The sequence below is a fragment of the Paeniglutamicibacter cryotolerans genome (assembly GCF_014190875.1).
Taxonomy (GTDB): Bacteria; Actinomycetota; Actinomycetes; order Actinomycetales; family Micrococcaceae; genus Paeniglutamicibacter; species Paeniglutamicibacter cryotolerans.
In genome coordinates, this window is record NZ_JACHVS010000001.1 from 2,284,425 (window position 1) to 2,309,224 (window position 24,800).

18 protein-coding genes are annotated in these 24,800 nt (G+C 59.9%); 12 read left to right on the forward strand and 6 right to left on the reverse strand.

Annotated elements, in window-relative coordinates:
• Positions 1–2: 2 nt before the first annotated feature.
• The 8 genes from E9229_RS10575 (at position 3) to E9229_RS10610 (ending at position 9,092) form a co-directional block, all read left to right on the forward strand.
• Entirely contained in the window at positions 3–983 is a 981-nt protein-coding gene (locus E9229_RS10575; protein WP_183511169.1) for a ribose-phosphate diphosphokinase, read from the forward strand.
• A gap of 621 nt (positions 984–1,604) precedes the next feature.
• Positions 1,605–2,174: a 50S ribosomal protein L25/general stress protein Ctc gene (locus E9229_RS10580; protein ID WP_183511171.1), complete on the forward strand. Its 570-nt coding sequence runs from the start codon at positions 1,605–1,607 to the stop codon at positions 2,172–2,174.
• A gap of 18 nt (positions 2,175–2,192) precedes the next feature.
• Positions 2,193–2,774: an aminoacyl-tRNA hydrolase gene (pth, locus tag E9229_RS10585; protein ID WP_183511172.1), complete on the forward strand. Its 582-nt coding sequence runs from the start codon at positions 2,193–2,195 to the stop codon at positions 2,772–2,774.
• Positions 2,775–3,120: 346 nt separating this feature from the next.
• Positions 3,121–4,437, forward strand: a complete 1,317-nt coding sequence (locus E9229_RS10590) for a SufS family cysteine desulfurase (protein ID WP_312855666.1) — start codon at positions 3,121–3,123, stop codon at positions 4,435–4,437.
• Complete coding sequence (gene sufU / locus E9229_RS10595; protein ID WP_183511173.1) at positions 4,434–4,904, forward strand: Fe-S cluster assembly sulfur transfer protein SufU; 471 nt, start codon at positions 4,434–4,436, stop codon at positions 4,902–4,904. Before E9229_RS10590 ends, sufU begins: the two co-directional genes overlap by 4 nt.
• A gap of 414 nt (positions 4,905–5,318) precedes the next feature.
• Positions 5,319–6,968 (forward strand): carbohydrate binding domain-containing protein, encoded by a 1,650-nt coding sequence (locus E9229_RS10600; protein WP_246380469.1) that lies wholly within the window; start codon positions 5,319–5,321, stop codon positions 6,966–6,968.
• A gap of 69 nt (positions 6,969–7,037) precedes the next feature.
• Positions 7,038–8,192, forward strand: coding sequence for a hypothetical protein (locus E9229_RS10605; protein WP_183511174.1), 1,155 nt, complete (start codon positions 7,038–7,040; stop codon positions 8,190–8,192).
• 3 nt (positions 8,193–8,195) lie between these two features.
• A complete protein-coding gene (locus E9229_RS10610; RefSeq protein WP_221184433.1) occupies positions 8,196–9,092 on the forward strand; it encodes a sulfotransferase family protein in 897 nt (298 codons plus the stop codon).
• 13 nt (positions 9,093–9,105) lie between these two features.
• Here the strand turns inward: E9229_RS10610 and E9229_RS10615 are convergent, their stop codons facing one another.
• From E9229_RS10615 to E9229_RS10625, 3 genes are read right to left on the reverse strand one after another with little or no spacing between them, the layout of a single operon-like run.
• A complete protein-coding gene (locus E9229_RS10615) occupies positions 9,106–10,188 on the reverse strand; it encodes a CDP-glycerol glycerophosphotransferase family protein (RefSeq protein ID WP_183511175.1) in 1,083 nt (360 codons plus the stop codon).
• 15 nt (positions 10,189–10,203) lie between these two features.
• Complete coding sequence (locus tag E9229_RS10620; protein WP_312855667.1) at positions 10,204–11,769, reverse strand: oligosaccharide flippase family protein; 1,566 nt, start codon at positions 11,767–11,769, stop codon at positions 10,204–10,206.
• On the reverse strand, positions 11,741–13,294 hold the full coding sequence (locus E9229_RS10625; RefSeq protein ID WP_183511178.1) for a Wzz/FepE/Etk N-terminal domain-containing protein: 1,554 nt from the start codon (positions 13,292–13,294) through the stop codon (positions 11,741–11,743). The genes E9229_RS10620 and E9229_RS10625 overlap by 29 nt, the downstream gene beginning before the upstream one ends.
• 175 nt (positions 13,295–13,469) lie before the next feature.
• Here E9229_RS10625 and pssD point away from each other — a divergent pair, with 175 nt between their 5' ends.
• Together pssD and E9229_RS10635 are read left to right on the forward strand one after the other, a co-directional pair.
• Positions 13,470–13,922: a PssD/Cps14F family polysaccharide biosynthesis glycosyltransferase gene (gene pssD, locus E9229_RS10630; protein ID WP_183511179.1), complete on the forward strand. Its 453-nt coding sequence runs from the start codon at positions 13,470–13,472 to the stop codon at positions 13,920–13,922.
• Positions 13,919–14,485 (forward strand): glycosyltransferase, encoded by a 567-nt coding sequence (locus E9229_RS10635; protein WP_183511180.1) that lies wholly within the window; start codon positions 13,919–13,921, stop codon positions 14,483–14,485. Before pssD ends, E9229_RS10635 begins: the two co-directional genes overlap by 4 nt.
• Positions 14,486–14,554: 69 nt before the next feature.
• On the opposite strand, the gene E9229_RS10640 is transcribed toward E9229_RS10635, so the two are convergent.
• Genes E9229_RS10640 through E9229_RS10650 form a run of 3 tightly spaced genes read right to left on the reverse strand, consistent with a single transcriptional unit; the run spans position 14,555 to position 18,408 of the window.
• On the reverse strand, positions 14,555–15,508 hold the full coding sequence (locus E9229_RS10640; protein ID WP_183511181.1) for a glycosyltransferase family 2 protein: 954 nt from the start codon (positions 15,506–15,508) through the stop codon (positions 14,555–14,557).
• Complete coding sequence (locus E9229_RS10645; RefSeq protein WP_183511182.1) at positions 15,505–16,254, reverse strand: CDP-alcohol phosphatidyltransferase family protein; 750 nt, start codon at positions 16,252–16,254, stop codon at positions 15,505–15,507. The genes E9229_RS10640 and E9229_RS10645 overlap by 4 nt, the downstream gene beginning before the upstream one ends.
• 51 nt (positions 16,255–16,305) lie before the next feature.
• Positions 16,306–18,408, reverse strand: coding sequence for a hypothetical protein (locus E9229_RS10650; protein WP_183511183.1), 2,103 nt, complete (start codon positions 18,406–18,408; stop codon positions 16,306–16,308).
• 520 nt (positions 18,409–18,928) lie between these two features.
• Between E9229_RS10650 and E9229_RS10655 the strand changes: the two genes are divergently transcribed.
• Positions 18,929–23,962 carry a PKD domain-containing protein gene (locus tag E9229_RS10655; protein ID WP_183511184.1) on the forward strand — a complete coding sequence of 1,678 codons (5,034 nt, stop codon included), beginning with the start codon at positions 18,929–18,931 and terminating at the stop codon, positions 23,960–23,962.
• Complete coding sequence (locus E9229_RS10660) at positions 23,959–24,672, forward strand: hypothetical protein (protein ID WP_183511185.1); 714 nt, start codon at positions 23,959–23,961, stop codon at positions 24,670–24,672. The genes E9229_RS10655 and E9229_RS10660 overlap by 4 nt, the downstream gene beginning before the upstream one ends.
• Positions 24,673–24,800: the final 128 nt, after the last annotated feature.

Here is a 24,800-nt window from a genome sequence, read left to right on the forward strand (position 1 = left end):
CCATGAGTGAACTCAGCCACAACGTCGACAAGAAGCTGGTGTTGGCGTCTGGCCGTGCCCACCCCGAACTGGCAGAGGCTGTTGCTGACGCGCTCGGCACCGAGCTACTGCCCATGTCCGCATACGACTTCGCCAACGGTGAGATCTACGTTCGTTCGGGTGAAAGCGTTCGCGGCAAGGACGTCTTCATCATCCAGGCGCACCCCGCGCCGCTGAACAATTGGCTGATGGAACAGCTGATCATGGTTGATTCCATGAAGCGCGCTTCCGCCCGCCGTATCACGGTCGTTGCGCCGTTCTACCCCTATGCCCGCCAGGACAAGAAGGGACGTGGGCGTGAGCCGATCTCGGCGCGTCTTGTCGCCGACCTTTTCAAGGCCGCAGGTGCGGACCGCATCATGAGCGTTGACTTGCACACCTCGCAGATTCAGGGCTTTTTCGACGGGCCGGTCGACCACCTCTTCGCGATTCCGTTGCTTGCGGACTACATCCGTGGACGTGTCGGCAGCGACGAGATTACCGTTGTCTCTCCGGACACGGGCCGCGTGCGCGTTGCCGAGCAGTGGGCCGAACGCCTCGGCGGTGCGCCGCTGGCATTCGTGCACAAGTCACGTGATCTGACAGTGCCGAACCAGGCGGTTTCAAAGACCGTCGTCGGTCAGATCGAGGGACGTACCTGCGTCCTCATCGATGACATGATCGATACTGGCGGAACGATCGCCGGTGCCGTGAAGGTGCTGAAGGATGCTGGCGCCAAGGATGTCATTATTGCCGCCACGCACGCCGTCTTCTCCGATCCGGCGGCACAGCGCCTATCCGAGTGTGGTGCCCGTGAAGTCGTGGTCACCGATACCCTGCCGATCCCCGAAGCTAAGCGTTTCGAGACGCTGACGGTCCTTTCAATTGCTCCGCTGCTGGCACGCGCGATCAAGGAAGTCTTCGAGGACGGTTCCGTGACGAGCTTGTTCGACGGCAACAGCTAAGAATTCTGCTAGGACGACAAGTGTGGCCCCGGTCAACGACCGGGGCCACACTTGTCATCCTGCTCCTGCCTCCAGGTGCGGGGATTAGGAGGAGCCGATGGCTGCTGGGGGGTGCGGACCGCTGAAACGTTGCCCGCCGGTCACCGGCTCCGGCTAGGACGATTGGGGTGGTGATCTGGGGTCGCCACCTCAAGGGCATTTCACCCTCGTCATCGATCTTGAAGATCTACTAGCCCTGCCGACAATACGTGTGTATTTCGTGCTGGTGAATACGTGCCGATACCCGAAGTGGAGCGCTCACACACGTGTTATCCGGTGCCTGACACTCGTTATTCGGAAGCGCGGGAGGCCCGATTGCTGAAGTCTTATGAAAGTGTCGGCCTGTCCTGAGGCTGGGGCTGAGAGTGCATGAGGATCATCAGCATAGGCTTTCATCTTTTGGCGGCACGGTCCTCCTGCTGATATTCTTTCCTATAGTGCCCAGGCGAGGGAACAAAGGAATTTTCCGGTGTTCCGTTATCGACGAGGCTAGACGTTAGACATGGTTCCGTTTTCGGATGGATCGTGTTGCTTCTAGGCCCGAACCCGGGGGCAGCAACCGACAACCATCTTGGAGGACTCATGTCTGAACTCTTGAACATCACAGCAGAAGCACGCGCCAACTTCGGCAAGGGCTACGCTCGCCAGGCCCGCATCGCCGGCAAGATCCCGGCAGTAATCTACGGCCACGGTGCCGAGCCGCTCCACGTGCTGCTTCCCGGTAAGCAGACCACACTGGCAGTTCGCCAGTCCAATGCTCTGTTGAACATCGACCTGGATGGCGAAAACCACGTCACCCTGGTGAAGGACATTCAGCGCCACGCACTGCGCCAGACCGTTGACCACCTTGACCTGTTGACCGTCAAGAAGGGCGAAAAGGTCTCCGTCGAGGTTTTCGTTCGCATAGAAGGCGAAGTTGCTCCCGGCGCCAAGCTGTCGCTGGATCACCCGTCGCTGCTCGTTCAGGCTGAAGCCGTCGCCCTGCCGGACCACGTTGTCGCCAACATCGCTGGCATGGAAGCCGGCACGCAGGTCCTCGCCTCGGATCTGATCCTGCCAGCTGGCACGGAACTGGCCATTGAAGCTAACTTCGTTATCGCCACCATTGACGCCATCGCCGTCGAAGAAGAATCTGCAGCTTCCGCAGAGTAGTCTTCACGCTTTTTTCGCATGACTAGCGAAACCTGGCTCGTAGCCGGGCTCGGGAATCCCGGGCCCGGCTACGCGCACAACAGGCACAATATCGGGCAAATGGTCCTCGACGAGCTGGCGGGACGCATAGGTGGGAAATTCAAGACCCACAAGACGCGTGCCCAAGTGCTCGAGGGGCGTCTCGGCATCGGGGGACCCCGCGTGGTTCTGGCCAAACCTATGACCTACATGAACCTTTCCGGTGGACCGGTGGCCGGGTTGGCGAAGTTTTACGGGATCGATTCAGGCCACCTGATTGCCGTCCACGACGAAATTGACATCCCCTTCGACACCGTGAAGATCAAGGTCGGTGGCGGCGAGGGTGGGCACAACGGGCTTCGGGATATCTCGAAAGCCATGGGGACCAAGGATTACTACAGGATCCGCGCCGGGGTCGGGCGTCCTCCTGGACGAATGGACACCGCCGACTACGTCCTGAAGGATTTCGGTAAGGACGAGAAGAGGGAACTGCCCTTCTTGATCGACGCCGCTGCCGATGCAGTTGAACTTTTGGTGACCCAGGGGCTGGACACGGCACAGCTGAAATTCCACGGAGCATAGCCCGGTCTACTTCCCCGGGGACGCTCCTGCGATGGACTCGATGGGATCCTCCCGGCGAAAATTCCTGACGCTGGATTAATGCCAGCCCTTGGCCCCAGCTACGGGGCCAGTAGCATGCGGCCTCAGAGACTGGGCCGTAACCAGCCTGCTACCGGTCCTTTTGGTAATCCATGCCAGGTTGGCTAGTTAGGTGCGACTGGGGTGAAGCTGCCTCCGGATCGTGGAATAATTAGCAAAGTCTTTACTGCCGTAATTTCAGGTGATGGGCTCCGATGCGCGAGGTGAGCATGAACAGGCCGAACCCCGGACTCCATTGCGCGGCACCCGCGATCTAGGAAGGCCCTCCGTGAGCAGCACCCCGCGATCAGATCTACAGCAGCTTCCCTCCCCACTTGACAACGTGGAAGTGTCGCGGCTGCGCGCCGATTTCCCGATCTTGGATCGCAAGGTCAACGGGGTTCCCCTGGTCTATCTGGATTCGGGTGCCACGTCCCAGAAGCCCAGCTGTGTCTACGAATCCGAGCAGCACTTCTACGAAACGGTGAATTCAGCCGTGCACCGGGGGGCTCATTCTCTAGCAGTGGATGCCACTGAACTTTACGAGGAGTCCCGGGCCACTGTGGCCCGCTTCATCGGGGCCGGCGAAGACGAGCTCGTCTGGACCTCCAATGCGACCGAGGCGATAAACCTGCTCGCCTACTCCTTCTCCAATGCAAGCCAGGGCCGGGGCGGAGAACCAGCCAGGCGCTTCGCGCTCGGTGCGGGTGACGAAATCGTCGTGACCGAACTCGAGCACCACGCAAACCTCATCCCGTGGCAGGAGCTGGCCTTCCGAACCGGGGCCACGCTCAGGTACATTCCGGTGGATTCCACTGGTGCGCTGCGCATGGACCTCGCATCGGAAATCATCGGTCCACGCACCCGGATCGTGGCCTTCACCCATGTCTCAAACGTGCTGGGCACCATTACCGACATTGCCACGCTTATCGCCCTGGCACGGACCGTTGACGCCCTGAGTGTGCTCGACGGCTGCCAGTCGGTACCGCATCTGCCCATCAACGTGAAGGCCCTGGGCGTCGACTTCATGGCGTTTTCAGGCCACAAGATGCTCGGCCCCACCGGCATCGGCGGATTGTATGGGCGCCGCGAACTCCTGGATGCCATGCCCCCGTTCCTGACCGGTGGATCCATGATCACCACGGTAACGATGGAACGGGCGGAGTTCCTGCCGGCACCGGTCCGCTTTGAAGCCGGAACCCAGCGCATCTCCCAGGTCATCGCTTTGGCCACCGCCGTCTCCTACCTCGAAGAGGTCGGTATGGACCGTATCGCCGGATGGGAGGCGGCACTGGGCGCGCGCATGGACGAAGGGCTCCGTTCGATTGGGGGGGTCAGGCTGTTGGGCCCCGGATCTGGCATCGAACGCATCGGTACGGCGACCTTCGAGATCGCCGGGGTCCACCCGCACGATGTCGGGCAGTTCCTGGACAGCCGGGGCGTGGCGGTGCGCGTGGGCCACCATTGCGCACAACCATTGCACCGGGCGCTGGGCGTCAAGGCCAGTACCCGGGCCAGCACCTACCTGTACAACACAACGGACGATGTAGATGCCCTGCTCAACGCAGTCGATGGGGTCCGCAATTTCTTTGGAGTGAGCCCATGAGCGGCCTGGAACAGATGTACCAGCAGATCCTTCTCGACCATGCCAAGCGACGCGTCGGTGAGGGCCTGCTCGAAGCGGTACCCGGCCACAAGTCGGGTGAATCGCATCAGCATAATCCGGTGTGCGGGGACCAGATTCGGCTCCGCGTCGACGTCGAGGGAATCGCCGTCCATGCCGTGAGCTGGGAGGGTGACGGCTGCTCGATTTCGATGGCTTCCGCGTCGATCTTGGCCGAAATGGTGCGGGACATGGACCGCGGGGAGTTCCTCGAGGTCCTGACCGAATTGCGTGTGCTCCTGCGGTCTCGGGGAACCCGCGAAGGTAACGAAGAAATCCTGGGAGACGCCGCAGCGTTTGCCGGAGTCTCCAAGTTCCCGGCACGGGTCAAATGCGCGATGCTGGCCTGGGTCGCGGCAGAGGCTGCGCTGGCAGCGATTGACGTCGGTACCCCGATAACGCTCGGCTAACGCAGTGGCCCCTGGGTTCTGAATTCTGCCGCCGGTCGGTCGCTCGACCCCGTCCCCAGAGGGTGCTAGCGGCTGGCCGCGGCCGGTAGCAGCCGGTTGAATGTGCCTCGGCCGAGTTGCCGCGTGCATACGTTGGCTCAGTCGGGCTAGATGATGGCGGTTGCCAGCCGGCTTCCCCGCATTGATCCAGGACCGGATCGCGGAGGTGCTCGTCCATATCGTCAAGGCTGGTTGAAAGGCGCGGTGTAGATGCATCGCGTAGTGGTTGTGAGCAGGATCTCATGACAATTTATCTTGAAGAATCCAGTGCGAAGGCTGTAAGGAACGAATTATCCGACCCTCCGAGCTGACAACCATGTATGGGTTAAGCGCACCGAGGACCGAAGCGTAGTTGCGAGTCGAGCGCTGGGAACCTTGCATCGTGAAACCCTCAAATTCGTTATGCAAACGTTGTCTATAGGGGGTGGCTTCTGTAGAGTTTTTCATTGTGCCCCGGCAATTTCCACCAACCGGACAAATGCCCCCTCAGACTATTTTTGGAGAATTTGCTTGTCTTCCCTCACCACTGATGTGAACCAGCCAGCGACGAAACGAAAGCGACTGGCCGCCCGACTGATCCCATCTGCGCTCGTTGCTGGGCTCGTCGTTGTAGGCCTTTCGCCGATTTCACCCCTGTGCGGGCTGCCGACAGCTACCGCCGCGGAGCAGAATGTTAAAAACGGATCGTTCACGACGAACACGGACGGCTGGCGAACCAACGCCTCCAACCAGACACTGAAGCTGGTAGCGGCCGGCCACTCCGGCTCCGGAGCCGCACTTTCGATGAGCTCGGGCAAGGGCACCGTGGTACTGAACGATGTGAAGCCAACTGTGGCTTCCGCATCGGCTGGCAGCTCCTACACCGTCTCGGCGTGGGTCAAGGCCAAGACCGCCGGAGTCAGCGGCCACCTGCGGGTCCGTGAAGTCACCAAGGCCAAGACCGTGAAGCACCAGAAGTACTTCACCCTGAGCAACACGAACTGGACGAAGGTCAGCTTCGACTTCAAGAACACCCAGGCCGGGGCCGACTTCGATCTGAACGTCTTGGGCTATGACGTGGCTTCGACGAACTCACTGTTCATCGATGACGTCAGCCTCGTCAGCGGAGGCGGTGCTCCCGTGGCGCCCGTTGGCCCAGATGCAGACACCCCAGGCATTGGGGCTGCAGCCAGCCTGAACAACGGTGGAACATTCTCCAAGCTGGGCATTCCGTCCAAGGGGGCCTACTTCGGGGCCTCGGTTGGCAGCAACACGGATCCTGCGGCTTTTGAAAAGGAAGCAGGTGGAAATCTTGGCGTCCGTCGGACGTTCTACAGCGCGACGCAGGTTGACAAGGCCGTCAGCATAGCCAAGACCGATATCGCCAACAAGCGTATTCCTTGGATCAGTTTCAAGCTTCCGTACTCTTGGAAGGATATGGCAGCCGGCAAGGGCGATGCCTGGGCAAAGGACCTCGTGGCTAAGCTCGACGCGCTGAACGGCCCGGTCTGGCTTGCTTTCCACCACGAGCCCGAAGGCGATGCTCCGATCAAGGACTGGGTTGCCATGCAGAAGCACCTGTCGCCAATCGTCAAAAAGAACTCCGACAATGTCGCGTTCACCATGATCCTCACCGGATGGAACCAGCTCTACGGCAATGCCGAGTACTCGCTGGAGAACACCTGGCCAGGTGACGGTCTCGTGGACATCGTCGGCTATGACGTCTACAACAGTCAGGACATCGTCAAGAACGGCAAGACGCTGGGCTCCACCAATATGGACGAAAGCTACTTCAAGCAGTTCGAGGCGTTTTCGAAGAAGCATGGTGTCCGCTGGGCGCTGGCGGAGACAGGAATTAATGATTCCGCCTCCAAAAAAGACCCACAATGGATGAAGCGCACCTATGATGAACTCATCAGCCGAGGTGGGATCGGAATGACCTACTTCAATACCCCGCACAACTCGATCACTACTTGGGCCATCACTGACTCGGTGAAAACTAAGCAGTTCGCCGAAGTCTTGAAGACCTCAGCAAAGATCAAGTAGCAACGTCTGAAGGGCGGTCCCGTGCCAGACTCGCAAGCGAACGTTCACGTTCCCCTGGGAGATGCGCCGGTGGCCGCCCTTTCTGCTGCCCTGCTGGATCTCGGATTCGAAGGCGATATCCAGCTGGCTCGGAACCGTCCCGGCGCCAAGGCCGTCGGATTCGCCGTGGTGCCGAGCATCGAGAAGGCCATCCTCATCGTCCCGACCGGATCGAGGCGTGCCTCGGCGGCGGCACTGCGCCGATTCAGCGCCGACCTTACCGGGCGGCAGAAACTGCAGCGTGTCGCCGCAGCGACGCTGTTCGGGCTCTGGGGTGCCCGGTCGCCGCTTGCTTCACATTCTTTGGTTCCGGGAAGCGGAACCTCTCAGGGCATCGTTGAGCACCTTTCGGGGATTTTCGGGGAGCAGGTGCAAATCAGCATGGGGGTGGGTACGCTGCGTGCGAACCGAAAGCCGATTTTGCAGGTGTTCTCGCCAAGGGGGCGGAGCCTGGGGTTCGCCAAGGTCGGAACCAACGCGTTTACCTCCGGACTGGTCGACCGGGAAGGCCTGGCGCTCGAGGAACTCAACGATAGGACCTGGAAGTCACTGATCCTTCCTCGAGTGATCCATCGTGGTCCTTGGAAGGAGGGTAGCCTCCTGATCATGTCGGGGCTCTCCACTTCGCCGGTATCCGCAGCCAGGGGTCTGGAACGGCTTCGAAATGACGTGCAGGAGGAACTGCAATCCGCCTATTCCACAACCTCCATGCCGTTGGCAAACAGTTCTTGGTTCGTGGAACTTGAGCTGGCGGTGAATGCAGGGCCTCCGGATTCGAAGCCCTTCCACCGACTTTCCCGGGCCATTGAAACGTTGTCCAGGAAGTTCGGCGAACTGCCGGTGGAGTTCGGCATGACCCATGGCGACTGGACCCCCTGGAACATGTCAGTGAGCAAGGGAAAGCTGCAGGTCTGGGATTGGGAACGGTTCTCAACCGGTGTCCCGGTGGGCTTCGACGAAATCCACTACTCCCTGCACCGGCACCTGCGGCATGCGGGACTAAGCGCACGAGCAGTCATTGACGGGGCGAGAACACCTGGCACCACCTCTTCGGTGGTGCCTCTGGCCTATTTGGGCGAACTTGCCGCGCGCTACTTGCTGGGCGGGCAGAGCCTGCACGTTCCGGCGGTCGAGCTCAAGGCCATGGCACTCATTGAAGCACTGGAAACTATGGTGAAGGAGTAATGCGTGACTAAGTCAGGATTGCGTTCGCTGACGGGGACCGCCAAAAAGGTCCTTCCGGGCGGTGTGCAAGACGGGATCCGGGCTGGGATCCAACGGTTCGGGACGATGACAGCCCCGGCCCGGATGCTGCCCGGATTCATCATCATCGGGGCCCAGCGCAGCGGCACCACCTCGCTTTACCGTCTGTTATCCGCCCATCCCGATGTGGTCAGGCCGACGGCGTCCAAGGGCATCGGCTACTTTGACCTCAACTATGCCAAGGGCCAGGCATGGTATCAGGGTCATTTCCCGCTTTCGGCGACGGCTAGGCTGGCCACGAGGCCGCAGGCGCCCCAGGTCTTCGAAAGCAGCGGCTACTACGCATTCCACCCGTTGGCCGCCGATCGGATCGCGAACGACCTGCCCGGGGTAAAACTCGTGATGATGCTGAGGGACCCGGTCGAACGGGCCTATTCGGCGCACCGGCATGAATTCGTGCGAGGTTTCGAGACCGAGGAATTCGAACCGGCGATAGAGCTTGAGGATTCACGTCTTGAAGGCGAGGTGGAGCGTCTCTCGGTGGAACCGGATTATCAGAGCTTCCATCACAGACACCATGCGTACCTGTGCCGGGGAAGGTACGCCGAGCAGATCCGGCGGATCAGGGGAGCCGTCGGCGACGACGGACTTTATCTCATGGACGCCGACGACTTCTTCGGGGACCCCTCGGCGGAGTTCCAACGCCTCCAGGCCTGGCTCGGGCTCAACAACTGGATTCCTGAGCAGATTCCGGCGGAGAACGCGCAGCCCAGGTCGCCGATGGATCCGGAACTCCGCAAACGGCTGCGGGCATACTATGAAGCACCCGACAATGATCTGGCAGTGCTCATGGGAAGGAAGCCCTCCTGGCGCCGCGAGTGATGGGTCCGGGAGCCTAGGATAACAAGGCATCGAGCAGTCGTTGGGTGGCCTTGCCATCCTCCCAGGGACAGAACCGTTGCTGGAAGGAACGGTAACGCGGTTGCAATGTCACCCGAAAAAGCTCGGAGTTACTAATGGCCGACCCCAGCTCTTCTAACGAGGTTACGATCGGCCCGGGGGCCCACTCCGCGTAGTCGAAGTAGAGCCCCCTGACCGAAGTGCTGTATTCCAATAGGTCGTACGCGTAGAGGATAATGGGTTTTCCGGTCACGGCAAAGTCGTAGATGGCCGAGGAATAGTCCGAAACCAAGACATCGGCGGCCAGATACAACTCGGCGATGTCAGGATAGCCGCTGACATCAAGGACCTTGAGGTGGCCGGAAGGGCCCTTCGGCCGGTGTGCTTCGACCACGGAGTGCATTCGGGACAGGAACACTGTGCCCTCGGGAGTATAAGTGGCAAGGCGCTCATAGTTGATATTGCTGGTGTCCTGAAACCTTCCATTCTCTGCCTTGCTGTCATCGCGCCAAGTCGGGGCATAGAGGACGACGTGTTCACCCGGCAAGATGCCCAGCGCCCCGCGTACTGTCTTACGCAGGGCGGAGGACGAATCCGAATTCAGGATGTCATTGCGGGGATATCCTGTTTCCAGGATTTCCCCTTCGTATCTGAACGCGGAACGGAAGAGTGATGAACACTCCGGACTGGGCGATACCAGGTAGTCCCATTTGGAAACGTCCCTGATCATCCGCTGACGGTGCTTTGCTGCTCCGGAGTAGGTTGCCTGGGTTTCGTCGAATCCGATCCGCTTTAGGGGCGTCCCGTGCCATGACTGTATGTACCTGACATTTCTTCCCTTGACTAGGTGCTTGGTCACGATGTCGTTGGTGAAGAGGTAATCGCTGCGTAGGAGCTGCAAGAAGTAGGCTGGAGAATGCCGCCGCAGTGGAAGACAGTAGTCCGGAAGCGCGGCGCCATCGGACGCCACCCAGTATTGCTTGATGTCCGGGCTCCTGAGGGCTAGTTGTTCCGAGACGGCTTTCGGACTATCGGCATAGCGTCCGCGCCAGCTTTCGAACATGGCACTGGGGCACATGGCTTGATGTCTCCTTCAGACTTGACGGGAAGCGGAACGTGGTCGGAGGTCCCTGAAGGAAGACAACTCCAGTGGACGGCGGCACAGCCACAGGAAGCCGAGGTAGCAGAGGCACCCAACGGCGAAAGCCAGGAAAAACGGAAGCAGCTCATCGGTTCCGCTCAGGGCGACGGGGGCCAACGGAATGGCGAAGCTAGTGATGGCGGAAACCGATACCAGCAGGGCGCCGCGGCTCCAGGGAGTGATGCCGAGCAGGGTGCGGACGCTGAGGAAGGTGAGGGTGTTGCGCACGGCGATGGCCACCGCCCAGGCCATCGCAGCCCCTAGGATCTGGAAGGCCGGGATGAAAACTAAGCACAATCCAATGTTGAAGGCTAGGCCAATCAACGAAATCCACAGGCTGACCGTGCTCTTTCCCGCCATCAGGAGCATGGTGTCCAGCGGGCCGGCAGCCGTCGCGAACATCATGGCTAATCCCATAACCAGGACGACGGTTCGGGCCGAGGGATTGTCATACCCGTTCCCAAAGATCATCAGATAGTGATTGACCCCGATGATGGCAACGACGTATAGCGGCCACGCGACAGCCATGTTCCAAGACGTGGCTACTTTGAAAACACGTTCAGCCGTTGCAGCGGTTTCCAGGGCAAGTATCTGGCTGAAACGCGGTTGAAGTACCTGCTGGATGGCGTTGACACCGAATTGTCCCAGGGCAACGAATCTGGTGGCTGCCGTGTAGACGGCAGCTTGGGCCGGTCCAATGAGGGCTGCCACCAAGATGATGTCGGCACGCTGGATGATCGCCTGTGAAATACGGGCCACGGCGCGAGGCCAGGTGAAGGTCCAGAATTCGTGCCGAAGCTCAGGCACCGGAGTCGGAATGACGTCCATGGGAACTTGCCGATAGGGACGGAACACCTGATGGAACAGGAAGACCGATAGAAATGCTGAAAGTACGTAGGGAATTGCCCAGCTCGTCGCCAGCCAGAGCACCCCGCCACTGAACAGGGCCACCAGAAGTGCGCCTGCCGGTTGAAGAACGGGCCTGAGCAGCTTCTCGGACAACACGGTGCTCTTGAACGTTCCCAAGGCACGGGCAGCGGCCAGGCTGAAGTCACCGAGGGCCGCGATGGGCAACAGTGCCATCAAGACGATAGTCAACGTCGTGCCGGAATTGTTCCCCAAGCCGGTCAGTGAACTGATCGTGGGCGCGAAGATGATCCCTAGCAAGGCCAAAAGCAGGCTGCAGATCAGAACCGGGATCCGCGCGATCCGCACTACCGGGCCCATGTCAGCCTGCCGGTTCATGGATTTGAAGCGGAGGAGGAACCGGGCTAATCCCGCATCCGTGCCCAATGAGGAAACGCTGAGGGCGATGAGGAAGATCGATGTCGCGGAAAACAACATGCCGGCGGTGGTGGGATCGAAGGACTGGGTGACCACGACAATCAGGACGAAGTTAAGCACCGCTGCGATCGCTGCCCCGAGCATGTTGAGTGTCCCGCTGCGGGCAATTCCGGAAAGGTGTGAATGTAGAGGCGATTCCCTGGTACTAGGCATTCTTGCCATGGAATACCCCATTGCCGGATGCGGTTTCTTCCATGGGGAACTTGTCCGGTGCTGGCTCCGAGGGAAGCAGGGGGCTCCGATGCGGCCGGCTGGGGTCAATCACGAGCAGGCCGATGAGTTCCGCGGCGAGTCCGGAGCAGATGTACTGGGCTGCCCTGATTTCAACATGACGGGTTGAACCCAACTCAACCTCCATCAGGACCGTCGGGACCGAAGCCACCAGGGATTGGGCCAATGGCTGGGACAAATCGTTAGTCAAGACCACGACGACATCGACGGTGCGCTTGAAATCGGCCAGTAACTCATTAAGCCGTTGAGTGGGGATGCCTTCCTCGCTGTCCCGGGAAAACTTTCCCGGTCCCAGGATCTTCAAGAAGGGTCCCACAGCTTGGGCGACGTCGAACAAGGTCATGGTGCCATCGAGGATCTCTCCCAGGCCGGGGGCCCCGGTTGCGGGTCCGCCGTGGATGTCGGTTTTCCCCGTGGTGTCCAGGATCAGTGTTTGGATTCTGGCTGTGGACAGGGCCTCCGCCAGTGCCGCGGCGCATCGGGGTGATTCGGATTGCGGGCCAGCGGATGCCACCAAGGCCACGCGCTTGCCACCGCCCTGCATGAGAGCAAGCAGCTGGGACCTGAAAGCGACGAAGTCGGCGGCCTGGGCCGACCGTGAACGTGTGGCGCTGGAAGCTCCCCGAGAGACAGGCATGCTCGTGGGTGTAAGTGCCTTACAGTTGGCGCTGAAAACCTCCAGCTCGCCCTTCCTTTTGACTACGCGCCGACCCCGTGCCGAGAAAAGCATTAATGCAGCAGCCACTGCCAGACCTCCGACAAGGCCCGCAATGCCAAAAATTTCCGGTGTCCCAATGATCGGTGCCTGATCCAAGCTAGCAGGAGTGATCACCTGACCGGGGTCGATCCGCGTGGTGGCCAGAGCGCTCTCCCTGGCACCGAGCGCAGCGAGCTGACCTGCTCCGGCGTTTAGTCGAGCTTCGAGAACCGTCTTGTCTACGGCGCTTGTGCCCGAAGCTTTCAGTTGTTTGGTCAGCTCCGCCATCTGCTCGGTCAGCTGCTTTGTCTCTGTCTGGATGCCGGAAATCTGCCCATCGAGGTAGGACCTGGCACGAATGCTTCTGAAATCTAGGAAGGAGTCGGCAAAGGCCTGAGCACGCTCCAGGGCGGTTGCCTGGTTTCGGTGCTCGTAGCTGATTCCAATGAGCTGAGTGTTGGGCGGGACAGTCGTGCTCAGGCCCTGCAGCAGAGCCGCCGGTGTGCTGCTCGCCCCGGTTTTCTTGATCACCAGATCGGCTACCGCATCGGATTTCAGAACCTGGGCCTCTGTGGTGAGGTTGATTAGTTGCTCGCCTCGGGAACTCGGATAGAAGGCGTTGCCCTCGAGCGGACTGATCAGAATCGTCGCTGAAGCGCTGTGATCCTGCGGGGCATGGCGCCCAGCAAGGAACCCGGCCGATGCGCCCGCCAACGCGAGCACCGCGGTAATTATCCAGAGTCGCTTTGACACCATAAGAAGCAATGCCATGCGCGAACTCTGATCGTTTTTTACACCCAAGACCTGCACCCCATTGGTAATCCGACAGGTGATCCTGTCCCTGACCTTGAGAGCAATATACCGCTACTACCTGTCATGAAGTGGAACTTTCGCGGGAAAGATTCGTGCTCTGTCCGGATTCCTCCGTTATGGGTAGCCTAGGCAGATGTCGACACTATTATTCGTTGGTTCAAGTGGCGGCCATCTCGCACAGATGGTGAGCATGTCGGATTGGTGGAAGCAGCATGAAAGGTCTTGGGTCACTTTCGACACACCGGATGCGATATCCGCCCTTGACGGTGAAACGGTGATTTGGGCCTATCATCCAACGACCAGAAACGTCTGGAATGCGCTGCGGAATTTCGCTCTTGCCGTCAAGGTGCTGGTGCGCGACCGGCCCGATGTCGTGGTCAGTACCGGCGCCGGGGTTGCCCTTCCATTTTTCGTGACTGCCTGGCTGTTGCGCATACCCAGGGTCTATGTCGAGGTTTATGACCGGGTGGATTCCCGGACGTTGACCGGGAGACTCTGCCGGCCCATCTCGTCGTTGTTCTGTGTGCAGTGGGAGGAGCAGCTTGCCTGCTACCCCGGTGCCACGGTGATTGGACCACTCCTGTGACTCTGTGGCGGGGACCGATTCATGTGGTGGCCTTTGTTGGTACCGACCACCATCCCTTTAATCGGCTCGTTGAATCAGTAGATGCGTGGTTCAAGTCGGCACTGGAAACCAACCTTCAGATCACCTGCATGATTCAGTACGGAACCTCAACCCGACCAGAAACTGCTCAGGGATCCGCCTATCTGGACCGGGCCGGGATCGAAAGCCAGCTGGGCTTGGCAGATATCATCGTGAGCCACGGTGGCCCGTCGACGATTGTCGAGGTCCTGCGCAGCGGTAAGATCCCGATGGTCATGCCGCGTGATCCGAGCTTTGGTGAGCATGTTGACGGTCATCAGCAGCGGTTTGCTGCGCATATGGCCAAACGCGGCCTCATCACCCCCATCAGGTCCGCCGGCGATTTGTTGGCTGCCTTCGATACGGCGATGGATGGCAGCCGCCCAGAAGTGATAGCGGATGCAGACTTTCCTGCACCCGCAGACAGTGCGATGAGGCTTGCCGGCCTCGTTGAAGGCCTGATCCGGGGCCGTGGTTCTAAGGGTAGGAACGTCTCCTCGCGTTAGAGGTGGTGACAGATGGACCCAGATGTCACGTCCGCGCTGATGTGCCCAGCGCGGACGTGACATGTTGATTCAGATGCCACGTCCGCGCTGATGGGCCCAGCGCAGCAGACGTGCAGCCGAAACCAGGTGCAAGGCAACAGCTACCGCCAGATAAGCGCGTCGTTCGAGAACCGAAAGCCGGAGTGTCTGAATGGCGCCATGTAATGCTTCTTTCCTCCGCCCCATGGCGGCAGCCGCAAACGAGCGTCGGCCCAGCAACCGGGCATGCCCCTTGGGATCAAGGCTCAGCACTGCGTGCTTTTCCAACCCGTAGTCAATGGCGTCGATGATGATGTCCCAGCGCTGGGAGAATTGCGACCCGCCCCACCTGACCCGAACCAGCGGCTCGGTGGCAACGGCAATCGAACCGATCTGGACGGCACGCAGGATCCAGTCAAAATCCTCCCCATAGCTCCCGGGAAGATCTTCGTCCATCAGCCCAATCGGTCCCATCAGGGCATCCCTCTTGACGATGACCGATGAGGGGTGGGCCTCCATGACCCGCCGCCGAACTAGGTTCTTGAGGGTCAGGTCATCGGACTTCGGTACCCTGACGGTCGAGTGCTTTCCGTAGTCGATGACGATGCCACTGACCGCTGTCAGGGCGGATCCCACGGAGAGCAGGCCCACCTGGACGCTGAGCTTGGTGGGCATCCAAATGTCATCGTCGTCACAGAAGGCAACATATTCTCCTGCGGATTCGACGATGCCACTGTTCCTTGCCCCGGCAAGGCCGGGAGTGCGCCGATTGGAAACGACCCGGAGGCGACGTCTGTCCCCGGATACCTCAAGGGTTTGGTCGGGCTCAGTCTTGTCGAACACGACGATACATTCGATGGGCCCGGCATAGTCTTGATCCATGACTCCGGCGATGGCCAGACGCAAAAGCTCGGGTCTGTTGTGTGTTGCAATGACGACACTGACCAGAGCCGGCTCGGGTGATGATACAACGGACCTGATCGGTCCGGACATTTGTTCGGTCATTTTTCTCCCCTAATGGTTCGTGTGTGATCGGCTTCTCCGGCAATGCGCCAGACACGGCGGAAATTGACGACGCAAGCCAGTGAATAGAAGACAAGTGCGACGGTGATCCCCACTGCGGCCAACCGGTCGTTGGAAAACAGGGGAAGGACCCCCAAGGCAAGGGTTTCCATCTCCACCGTGTACGGAACGGGATTCATTTGCATCTTCTTGCTCCACCGGACGTATGATCCGATGAGCGGAAGGTCGGTGGACCAGGCACGATTGGCGCCGCCGGTTCCCTGGGCATGGCGTTCGGCTAGCTGTTTGCGGTATTGCAGCAACCAGTTGAAGATCCCGAGGGCCACCAGAAGTCCGAACCCTATTGCGGGGGACAGGACGGAGACCACTACCAAGTGCCATGACAGTGCAGCGGAGCAGAGCAGGATACCGCTGACGTCCATGACAAGGTCGAGTGCTGCCCCGCGCTCACTACTTGTACCCTGCGCCCTGGCGACCTTTCCATCTAGACAGTCGATAAAGAACCGTATGAGGAACAGGGCCCCGCCCAACGGAAGCAATCCCGTGAAGAGGCACAGTGCGGCGCCGAGCCCGGTAATCCCTGAGACAGCGGTGATCCTGTTGGGAGTGACCCAACCAAAACGGGAGAGCCAGCGGGCGGTGGGTACGGCCAGCGGATCGATCACCCATCTTGTGTAGATTTCCACGTAGGTCTTGTTTAGCCGTTGATCGTCAACGTCGTTTTCCATTTGCTACTCCTCTTGGAATGCCCCGCAATAAGATGGAAGGAATATTTGAAACTAAGCCACGGGCCGCCCCGATCGACGCACCATAACGCGCTCCACAACCAGGGCCGCCAAGAATCCGATGAGGCCCAGGGAAACAATAAGTACTTCTGGCTGATTTCGGATACGGGCCGAACTCACCTCACTTAGCACTTCCCCGGCGCTCGTATCGCTCACAGTGAGGTCGATGATGGAGTCCTGAAGTCCAAGTGCGGTAGTTGCCTCCGGTTGCTGCAGGCCTTCAGCGACAGGGGTGAGCGACTCGAGGTCGATGAGCTGGTTTTGCAGGTCGTTGAGAACCTGGTCCCGACGCTGGAGCAGGTAATCTCCCCTGACAGTGAGGTACTGGGAGGCTATGAGGGCAGTGATTCCTCGGGCCCTGTCCGGATTCTCATCCCGGTAGCGGATATGCAGGATCCGCGTATTCGGAGTTGCTGAAATATTCACCCTCGACCTGATCTCGGCAACGCTCAGCTCAGGATGGGCCTGTTGTACCTTGGCAAGGGAACTCTCGCTCAAGACCAGTGCTGCTTCGGTGTCGACGGTGATGCTTTGGGCGGCGGGAGTAGTTGAAAGTCCGGAAAGATACAGCGGCGTCGGCGCCAAGAGAAGGGATGTCTCCGCGGCGTATACAGCCGGGCGAGCTGTCGCAACTGCGCCACCTGCGACGGCGCCAAGCACGAGAGCCGCGGCAAGGACCAGCACCTGTTTTCCCGTCCGTGGAAAATACGAGGCGAGTCCCACCCCCTTTGCGGATCCGGAGTCCAGGGCCTCCCTCCACATGAGGCCAACACCGATCATGATGGTGAAAAGAGGCATTCCAAGAGTGTCGTAGATGAACATTTGAACGGCAAAGAATGCCAATAGCGTCATTCCCACCAGCTGGATCCGTGAACGGACCCGGCAAAACTGAAATGCTTGACGGACGAAGAACAAGAGGAAGAAAACGGCGCCCAAAAGTCCCTGAGAGAATATGACAAGCCAGAGATGTCCTTGGGTCCCTAGCGGAGGAACGCCGCAGGCGGGACAATCGGGGGTTCCGCCACCCGCGATCGAAGCAAAGCTGCCTTGGACGTCGCGGGTGCTGCCGAACCCGACGATTGGTGAACCTTGTGCCGTGCTGAGCACCGTTTGGGCCAAGAGCTGGGCACGCCTGTCATTGCTGTGTGCCGTATCGAGGCGTTCGGTCGCTGTTCCGGCGAGCGGGCTCATGGCGAAGGCCACCGACCCGATGGTTACGGCGCAGACAAGTGCAACGACGATGCGTAGCCGATGTTTGCGGTGCCCACGTATCAGCAGGTATCCGATGAGAATGACCAGCCCCAACCCCAGCGATGCCCACAACCCCCGGTTCATGGAATACACGATCGGGGGAACGGCCAGGACCAGTACCACGGGGCCAACGAATCTACGCCACCCGGCGTCGGCGGTGAACCACCCCAGAACGAAGAAGGGGAGGTACATCGACAAGTTGCTTCCCCAGCTGTTGGCGAAGGCGAAAGGTGCTATCGGTCGGTACTCATCACGGCCCAGGAACGTCGTGAGGTTGGCCGCGGCAGGGTGGACGATCGAGTTCACAAAGCCGTTGGAGCTGAGTGATCGCGGCAGGATCATCTCCACGAGCGATGTGACCTCGAATTTAGGGAGGATCATCCCGAGTAGTCCGCCGGCCACGGTGACGACGAACATCCAGCCGATCAGGCGGACGACTCTGGTGTCCGAGACATCACGCTTCTTGGAATTGATGATCCAGAGCAAGACAACAGTGCAGCTCAGATACCAGGACAGCCGGTAGCCGTACACCATGATTCGGCTCAGCCCGCCGCCTGGCACGGCTCCCGGGGCGTCGGCCCACAGGAGGAACGAGCTGGCCAAGACCCAGATGAGGAAGAGCAGCCACCAACCGAAGCCCTTGGGAACGACGAGGTTCTTCTTGCGGGAAAGCTGTATGGCCAACGGGACCGCAATCACAACGGGCAAGATGGCGCTGAGTCCCAAGAACCACCAGAGCGGGAAGCCCAAGAGGAGCAGCGTGAGCGGCAGGTGCTTCCTTGAACGGCCCGTGGGACCGGGGAGGGCGTGGTTCTGTGAAGCAGTACCGCTCTCAATGACTTTCATCTGCACGAACCGGGCCCCCCAAGTACCTAGGTCTTGCGCGCACTTAGTGCAGGAGTATCACTCGATGAGGACTTCCTTAATGTTCCAGAGCCTAGCCAGTGACGGGGGCCATTTCAAGAGTCGCTCCAGGTCCCAAACCGGGGCGTTTTTCTAGAGCTCCATGCAACATCGGCGTTCGTGGTTTTTGGTTTCCGTGCCGGCGGCATTCCCCTGGGCGAGGTCGTGGCTGCAGGAATAGGCACAGCGGTTCCGATCTGCTGGCTCTGAATACTCTGTCGCGGCTGGCTCAAGCCCTGCTCCGGGCATCGGCTGAAGCAGATGTTCCGGCGGGAAATACGTGGATCCAGGGTGTCGCGTCACGGCAACTACTCTACTTTCGGCATGAGTACTTGATTGTGGCCAAGGGGCTGTTTCCGTTTGGTTTCATCACGGATACTGACACCTATTAGTTGCCTGTCTGCGGGTTCAAGGCCGGGCAAAAATTGGGGAATGTGGAAGTTTCTTGGGAAGGAATGGATCCATGAAGTCCAGAAAACAGCTCATGGGCAGTCGGCTTAAATCACCGGCGGCAGTGTTTGCTATGTCCGTGGCGATGATCTTTACGGTCCTGGCGCCACCGCCCGCGACGGCGGTGGAACTGGGCAACCATGCCAACATCGTCAGCACCAATCCCAGCTCGAACACGCCGCATGTCTTGGATGGGTATGTCACCGGATTCGTTAAGATCGGCGCCAATACCATTGCCGTCGGCAACTTCACCCAGGTACGGAATCCGGGTACCAACACGCCGACGATCGCCCGGAACAACATATTCTCCTTCAACACGAGTACTGGCGTCATTAACACCACCTTTACCCCGGAGGTCAACGGGGAAATTACCGATATCCAGCCCACGGGTGATGGAACCACCGTTTGGATCGGTGGAGGGTTCAGCCAGGTCAATGGAACAACGACGCGTTCCGTAGCGAAGCTCAACGGGGCATCCGGCGCCAAGGTTACCGCGTTCAACCCGCCTGCCTTCGACGGCCGGGTGACACAGATCGTGTTACGCAATAACCTCCTGTACGTCAGTGGGCGCTTCACGAAAGTCGGAAGCACCCCCCGGACCTTGCTGGCAGCACTGAATCCAACGACCGGCGCATTGAACAACGACGTGAATGTGCTCTTCGAACAACCCCGCAAGGGATCGTTGAACCTGTACCGGATGGATGTCAGCCCGGACGGGTCGAAACTCATCGGCATTGGAAACTTCTTGAAGGTCAACGGCGAGGACCACAAACAAATTGTCCTTCTAGACCTGAGCGGTCCAACTGCAACAACCTCGAACTGGTCCACCGAACGTTATGCGCCGGCCTGCTCTGCGTCCTTTGACAGTTACATGCGCGATGTCGAGTTCTCGCCGGACGGCAAGTTCTTCGTCGTGGTCACCACGGGGGCCTACTTCGGCGGAACGCTGTGTGATACGGCCGCCAGATTTGAATCATCGGCCACCGGAAGCGCCATACAGCCGCACTGGGTCGACTACACCGGCGGCGACACCCTCACCAAGGTAGCCATTACCGACAAGGTCATCTACCTCGGCGGTCATCAGCGCTGGTTGAATAATCCGTTTGCGGGCGACCGTGAGGGTCCAGGTGCAGTGTCTCGAGAGGGCCTGGCCGCCGTAGATATCCGTAACGGCATGCCGTTCAGCTGGAATCCCGGACGGACCCGCGGCTATGGGGTATACCAGCTCCTGGCCGACGATAACGGTCTGTGGATTGGTAGCGACACCGATAGGATCTCGGGCTACCAATACCGCGGACGCATGGCCTATTTGCCACTGGCCGGAGGAAAGCAGTTCCCACACGACAATGTCGGCAACACCAACAACCCGGTGTTTTCCATTGGCTCGACGGAAACCAGCAACAACGCCGTACTGGTAAAGCGCCAGCTGTCATCGGCAGGTGTCGCCTCGTCGCAGGAAATCGACACGGGAATCGACTGGACCGGTGTCCGAGCTGCATTCATGGTGGATGGGATCCTCTACACGGCCAGGACCGATGGAACACTCATGCAGCAGAGCTTTAACGGAACGACCTTTGGCACGGCTGCAGTCGTCGAAATCAATCGTTTGACCGACTTCGCCAATGAGCTCAAGACCATGACGTCTATGTTCTTTGATCCGACGACGGCACGGATGTACTTCACGCTTACCGGGTCCAATACCCTGTACTACCGCTATTTCAACAGTGAAAGCCAGATCACCGGCGCGGAACGGTATACAGCAAAGGCAAACGGAGCGGCGATTAACTGGAGCAGGACCCAGTCCATGTTCCTCTCCGGAAACGACTTGTATGTTGCCGACAACACCGGCAAGCTCACCCGTTGGGATTGGGACGCAGCCGCGGGATACATCAAGTTGAATACCGCCTCCGTTGTTTCTGGCCCGCAAATCGACGGCGTGAACTGGATATCCCGGGACGTCTTTGTGCAGGCAGCCAATACGGCGCCGACCCAGGTGGTTCAGGACAACCCGAACGTCGCATTCAGTACCACGGTCACCGGGACTAGTGCAGGGTTTGATGCGTCTGACGCCACCACGACGACCGGGACCATCACCGGATACAACTGGGACTTTGGGGATAGCTCGACGGGAATCGGCCGGTTGGCCCAACACACCTACGCCGCTCCGGGAACCTATACGGTCACCCTGAAAGTGACGACGAGTACCGGCAAGACGGGTGAAGCAAGCCGCCTGATCCGCATCGGGGCTAGTATCCCCGGCGGTCCCGTTGCACCCGACGATGCTTATGGTGCCAAGGTCTTCAACGATGCTCCAGATCTCTATTGGAGGCTGTCCGACCTGAGCGGAACCACCGCGGTGGACGCCAGCGGAAGCTCGAATGACGGTACGTACTTCCGGACCGTGAACCGGGGAACCACTGGCGCGTTGACCGGAGTCACGAACCCGGCAGTGACATTCAACGGCAACACGTCGTCGACCTACGGATGGATATCCAGTGTCAACAGTGTGACGAATCCGGGACCGTACTCGATTGAAACGTGGTTCAAGACCACGAGTACCGAAGGCGGCACGATAGCCTCCTTCGGAAACCAGCGTTCCCAGCTTTCCAGCCAACACGACCGAAAGATCTTCCTGTTGAATTCCGGGCAACTGGTCTTCGGTACGTATCCGGGAGCCGAGGCACGGGCCACTTCGACGGCCAGCTACAACGACAACAAGTGGCACCACGTCGTGGCAACTCAGGGTGACGCGGGCATGATGCTCTACGTCGATGGTTCCCTGGTGGGCAATAATCCGGCCACTACCGCTGAGAACTACACCGGTTACTGGAAGGCCGGTGCGGAAACCACCTGGTCGGGCACCAACCGGACCTGGTTCATCGGATCCCTTGACGAGTTCGCCGTTTACAGCTACCCGCTCAGTACGGCAAGCGTCCAAGAGCACTACCGTTTGGGTACTAACCAGGCCATTCCTAACGACAGCCCGGTTGCCGATTTCACCGTATCGAAAGCCGGACTCAGGGCCACTGTCGACGCGTCGGCTTCATCTGACCCCGACGGATCAGTTGTCTCCTATTCTTGGGACTTTGGCGATCAGAGTACCGGGAACGGGATATTCACCAACCATGACTATGCAGAGCCGGGAACCTACGAGATCACGCTGACCGTGACGGACAACCGGGGAGCGACAGCCACCAAGAAGCTCTCGGTGACCGTCGTGGAAGTCCCGAACGTCATGCCGGTGGCAGACTTCGAGGTTTCCGGAACGGGACGAGCCGTCTCAGTTGATGCCTCGGCCTCGACGGATTCGGATGGAACACTGACCGGATACGCATGGAATTTCGGCGACGGAACGCTGAAGACGGGAAAGACCGCCACGCATACATACTCTGCTGACGGGACATTCACCATCACATTGACCGTCACCGACAATCGTCAGGGAACAGGCACCAAGGCGAAGACCTTCAAGGCCGCCGAGGTGCAGACTCTGACCTTCGTCGACTCTGTCGGGGCCAGCATCTCGAGCGCTGCAGCCAAGGTGACGGTCCCGCAAACGGTGAAGGCGGGGGATGGGCTCGTTCTTTTCACGACAAGCAATTCCACGACGGCAACGTTGACCGAGCCCTCCGGGGTTACCGGATGGACCAAGCTCGGGGATGAAAGCGTTGGAGGGGTCAGGACCCGCGCCTACACCAAGGTTGCTGTGACCTCCGATGCCGGGAAACAAATGACCCTCTCGTCCGACGCGACAGTCAAAACATCATTGAGTCTGATGGTCTACCGTGGCCTAGCCACGAACTGGATCGCCGACTCCGCCGTGGAAGTCACCAGCTCCAGCTCGGCGACGAAGCAGGCTCCTGCAGTGACGGTCGCGGTCCCTGGAAGTACGATTGTGAGCTACTGGGCGGATAAGGGAAGCATTGACAATTCCATTACTCCGCCCACTGGCGACGAACTCAGGGACTCGGCTGATGGCACTGGAAGCGGTCGCATGATCTCCGTATCCAGCGACCACGTCACCATGTCCACCGGAACGTTCGCCGGAACCACGGCAACGATGGGAACGGCATCGGCCCGGACCGCCATGTGGTCGCTCGTCCTGAACCCGGGAAACGGGGGCGGGACAGCACCGAGCAACGAAATACCAACGGCGGCATTCTCGCTGGGAGTCGCCGATCTGAAGGTCAGCGTTGATGGTTCAACGTCATCGGATCCCGATGGCCAAGTGACCTCCTACGCGTGGGACTTCGGAGATGGAACGACAGCTACCGGCCCGACCGCCACACACACCTATGCGGCACCCGGGCTGATCTCGGTATCGCTGACGGTGGCGGATAACAGCGGGGCGCACTCGGCAACCGTGACGAAGACGGCCACCGTGAGTGCTCCCGACCCGGGAACCGGGACGCCACTGGACTTCGTGGTGGGAGCCGAGGCGAACCGCTCAAGTGCTGCACCGGCCTTGGCCGTTCCCGACGCCGTAGCCAACGGCGACGGAATGCTGCTCTTCGCAACCGTCAACTCGACGGCAGTCACGGCCCAGGCGCCCACCGGTGTCACGGGCTGGACCTTGGTTGATTCATTGAACCTGGACGGTACGCAGACGTTCCTGTACGCCAAGGCGGCGGCCGGCAACGACGGTGGCAAAACGCTGACCTTGCCACTGACGGGCACGGCGAAAACCGCGCTGCATCTGCTCGCCTACCGTGGGATCGCCCCAGGCTGGGTATCCGATTCAACCATTGAACTGAATCGAACCGGTGGTACCGCCAAAGCGACACCAAACGCCCAATCCGATGGCAAGGGCTCATTGGCCATCGCATACTGGGCCGACAAGGGCAGTATCGATAACGAGTTCACCTTGGGCACCGGACTGGTGACACGCGGTAGCACCGCGGGGACCGGCGGTGGGAGGATCATTTCGGCCATCGCGCAAACCAGCGATCCCGTTGCTGCTGGCCCGGTTGGCGGATATAACGCTACTCTGGGCACAGCCGCGGCACGCACGGTGGTTATGACGGTGACCTTGAAGGGACGGCTCCAATGACAACTAATCCCAAGCCCCAACCCGGGAACCACGCAACGGGTAGCGGGAGGACCCGGTTTGTGGTCCTGTCGCTGGGGATCGTGGTGGCAGCTGCACTGGTGTGGATGTTTGTGGGATCCCTGAATAACGACCAGGGGCCTGCGGCCAACGCCTCAGACTCATCGCCGCTGACAACCGATGCACCGGCGGAGGTTCCCGAGTCACTGGGGGCCACCACGGCTCCTGAATCGGCCAGTGCGACCGCGAAAACCCCGGCCAGTGCGACCGCGAAAACCCCGGCCGCGGGGAAAACGGATCCGGGTGCGACAAACCAAACACCGGCAACGTCGCCATCGGCAACCGGACCGGGGAAGACGGCCTCCGTGCCTCCCACAGCGGCTCCGGTGACGAAGTTCGAGGAGTCGAAGCCCAGCAATTGGCCCAAGGGCAAGACCACCGGATGCACCTACGTCCAGACCCGGCTTGAGGAAATTCAGGCCGACGTCAAGTCCTCCGGTGTCGAAGCCATGCGGAACTGGTTGGACGCCATTGACGACCTGCAAGGGGACGCCTCGATGAGCAGCGATGCGCCGGGCTTCGACGCGGTGAAACGGACTTGGAGCACCGCTTTGGCAGCTGCCGAAGAGACCGGCAACGCCGACGGTGGACAAGCGTTTACTGAGGGTGCCGCCGCGTTACGGCAGTTGGTGGATGGCATCCAATGCAAGTGATGTAACCAGCTAGAAGGTCCGGCCGGCATGGAACGGGTTTCCATGCCGGCCGGCTCCATGGACGAACCGGACCTCTGGGGAGGGCATCTTGGGTACGGATTTGAAAAGAAATCGGCATCAGGCTTGTC

Coding starts and splice junctions, on each gene's coding strand:
- pth (WP_183511172.1), top strand. CDS start 2,193: ATGACTAGCGAAACCTGGCTCGTAGCCGGGCTCGGGAATCCCGGGCCC.
- E9229_RS10640 (WP_183511181.1), bottom strand. CDS start 15,508: ATGACCGAACAAATGTCCGGACCGATCAGGTCCGTTGTATCATCACCC.
- E9229_RS10580 (WP_183511171.1), top strand. CDS start 1,605: ATGTCTGAACTCTTGAACATCACAGCAGAAGCACGCGCCAACTTCGGC.
- E9229_RS10650 (WP_183511183.1), bottom strand. CDS start 18,408: ATGAAAGTCATTGAGAGCGGTACTGCTTCACAGAACCACGCCCTCCCC.
- E9229_RS10615 (WP_183511175.1), bottom strand. CDS start 10,188: ATGTGCCCCAGTGCCATGTTCGAAAGCTGGCGCGGACGCTATGCCGAT.
- E9229_RS10625 (WP_183511178.1), bottom strand. CDS start 13,294: ATGGCATTGCTTCTTATGGTGTCAAAGCGACTCTGGATAATTACCGCG.
- E9229_RS10575 (WP_183511169.1), top strand. CDS start 3: ATGAGTGAACTCAGCCACAACGTCGACAAGAAGCTGGTGTTGGCGTCT.
- E9229_RS10645 (WP_183511182.1), bottom strand. CDS start 16,254: ATGGAAAACGACGTTGACGATCAACGGCTAAACAAGACCTACGTGGAA.
- E9229_RS10620 (WP_312855667.1), bottom strand. CDS start 11,769: ATGGGGTATTCCATGGCAAGAATGCCTAGTACCAGGGAATCGCCTCTA.
- E9229_RS10655 (WP_183511184.1), top strand. CDS start 18,929: ATGAAGTCCAGAAAACAGCTCATGGGCAGTCGGCTTAAATCACCGGCG.
- E9229_RS10660 (WP_183511185.1), top strand. CDS start 23,959: ATGACAACTAATCCCAAGCCCCAACCCGGGAACCACGCAACGGGTAGC.
- pssD (WP_183511179.1), top strand. CDS start 13,470: ATGTCGACACTATTATTCGTTGGTTCAAGTGGCGGCCATCTCGCACAG.
- sufU (WP_183511173.1), top strand. CDS start 4,434: ATGAGCGGCCTGGAACAGATGTACCAGCAGATCCTTCTCGACCATGCC.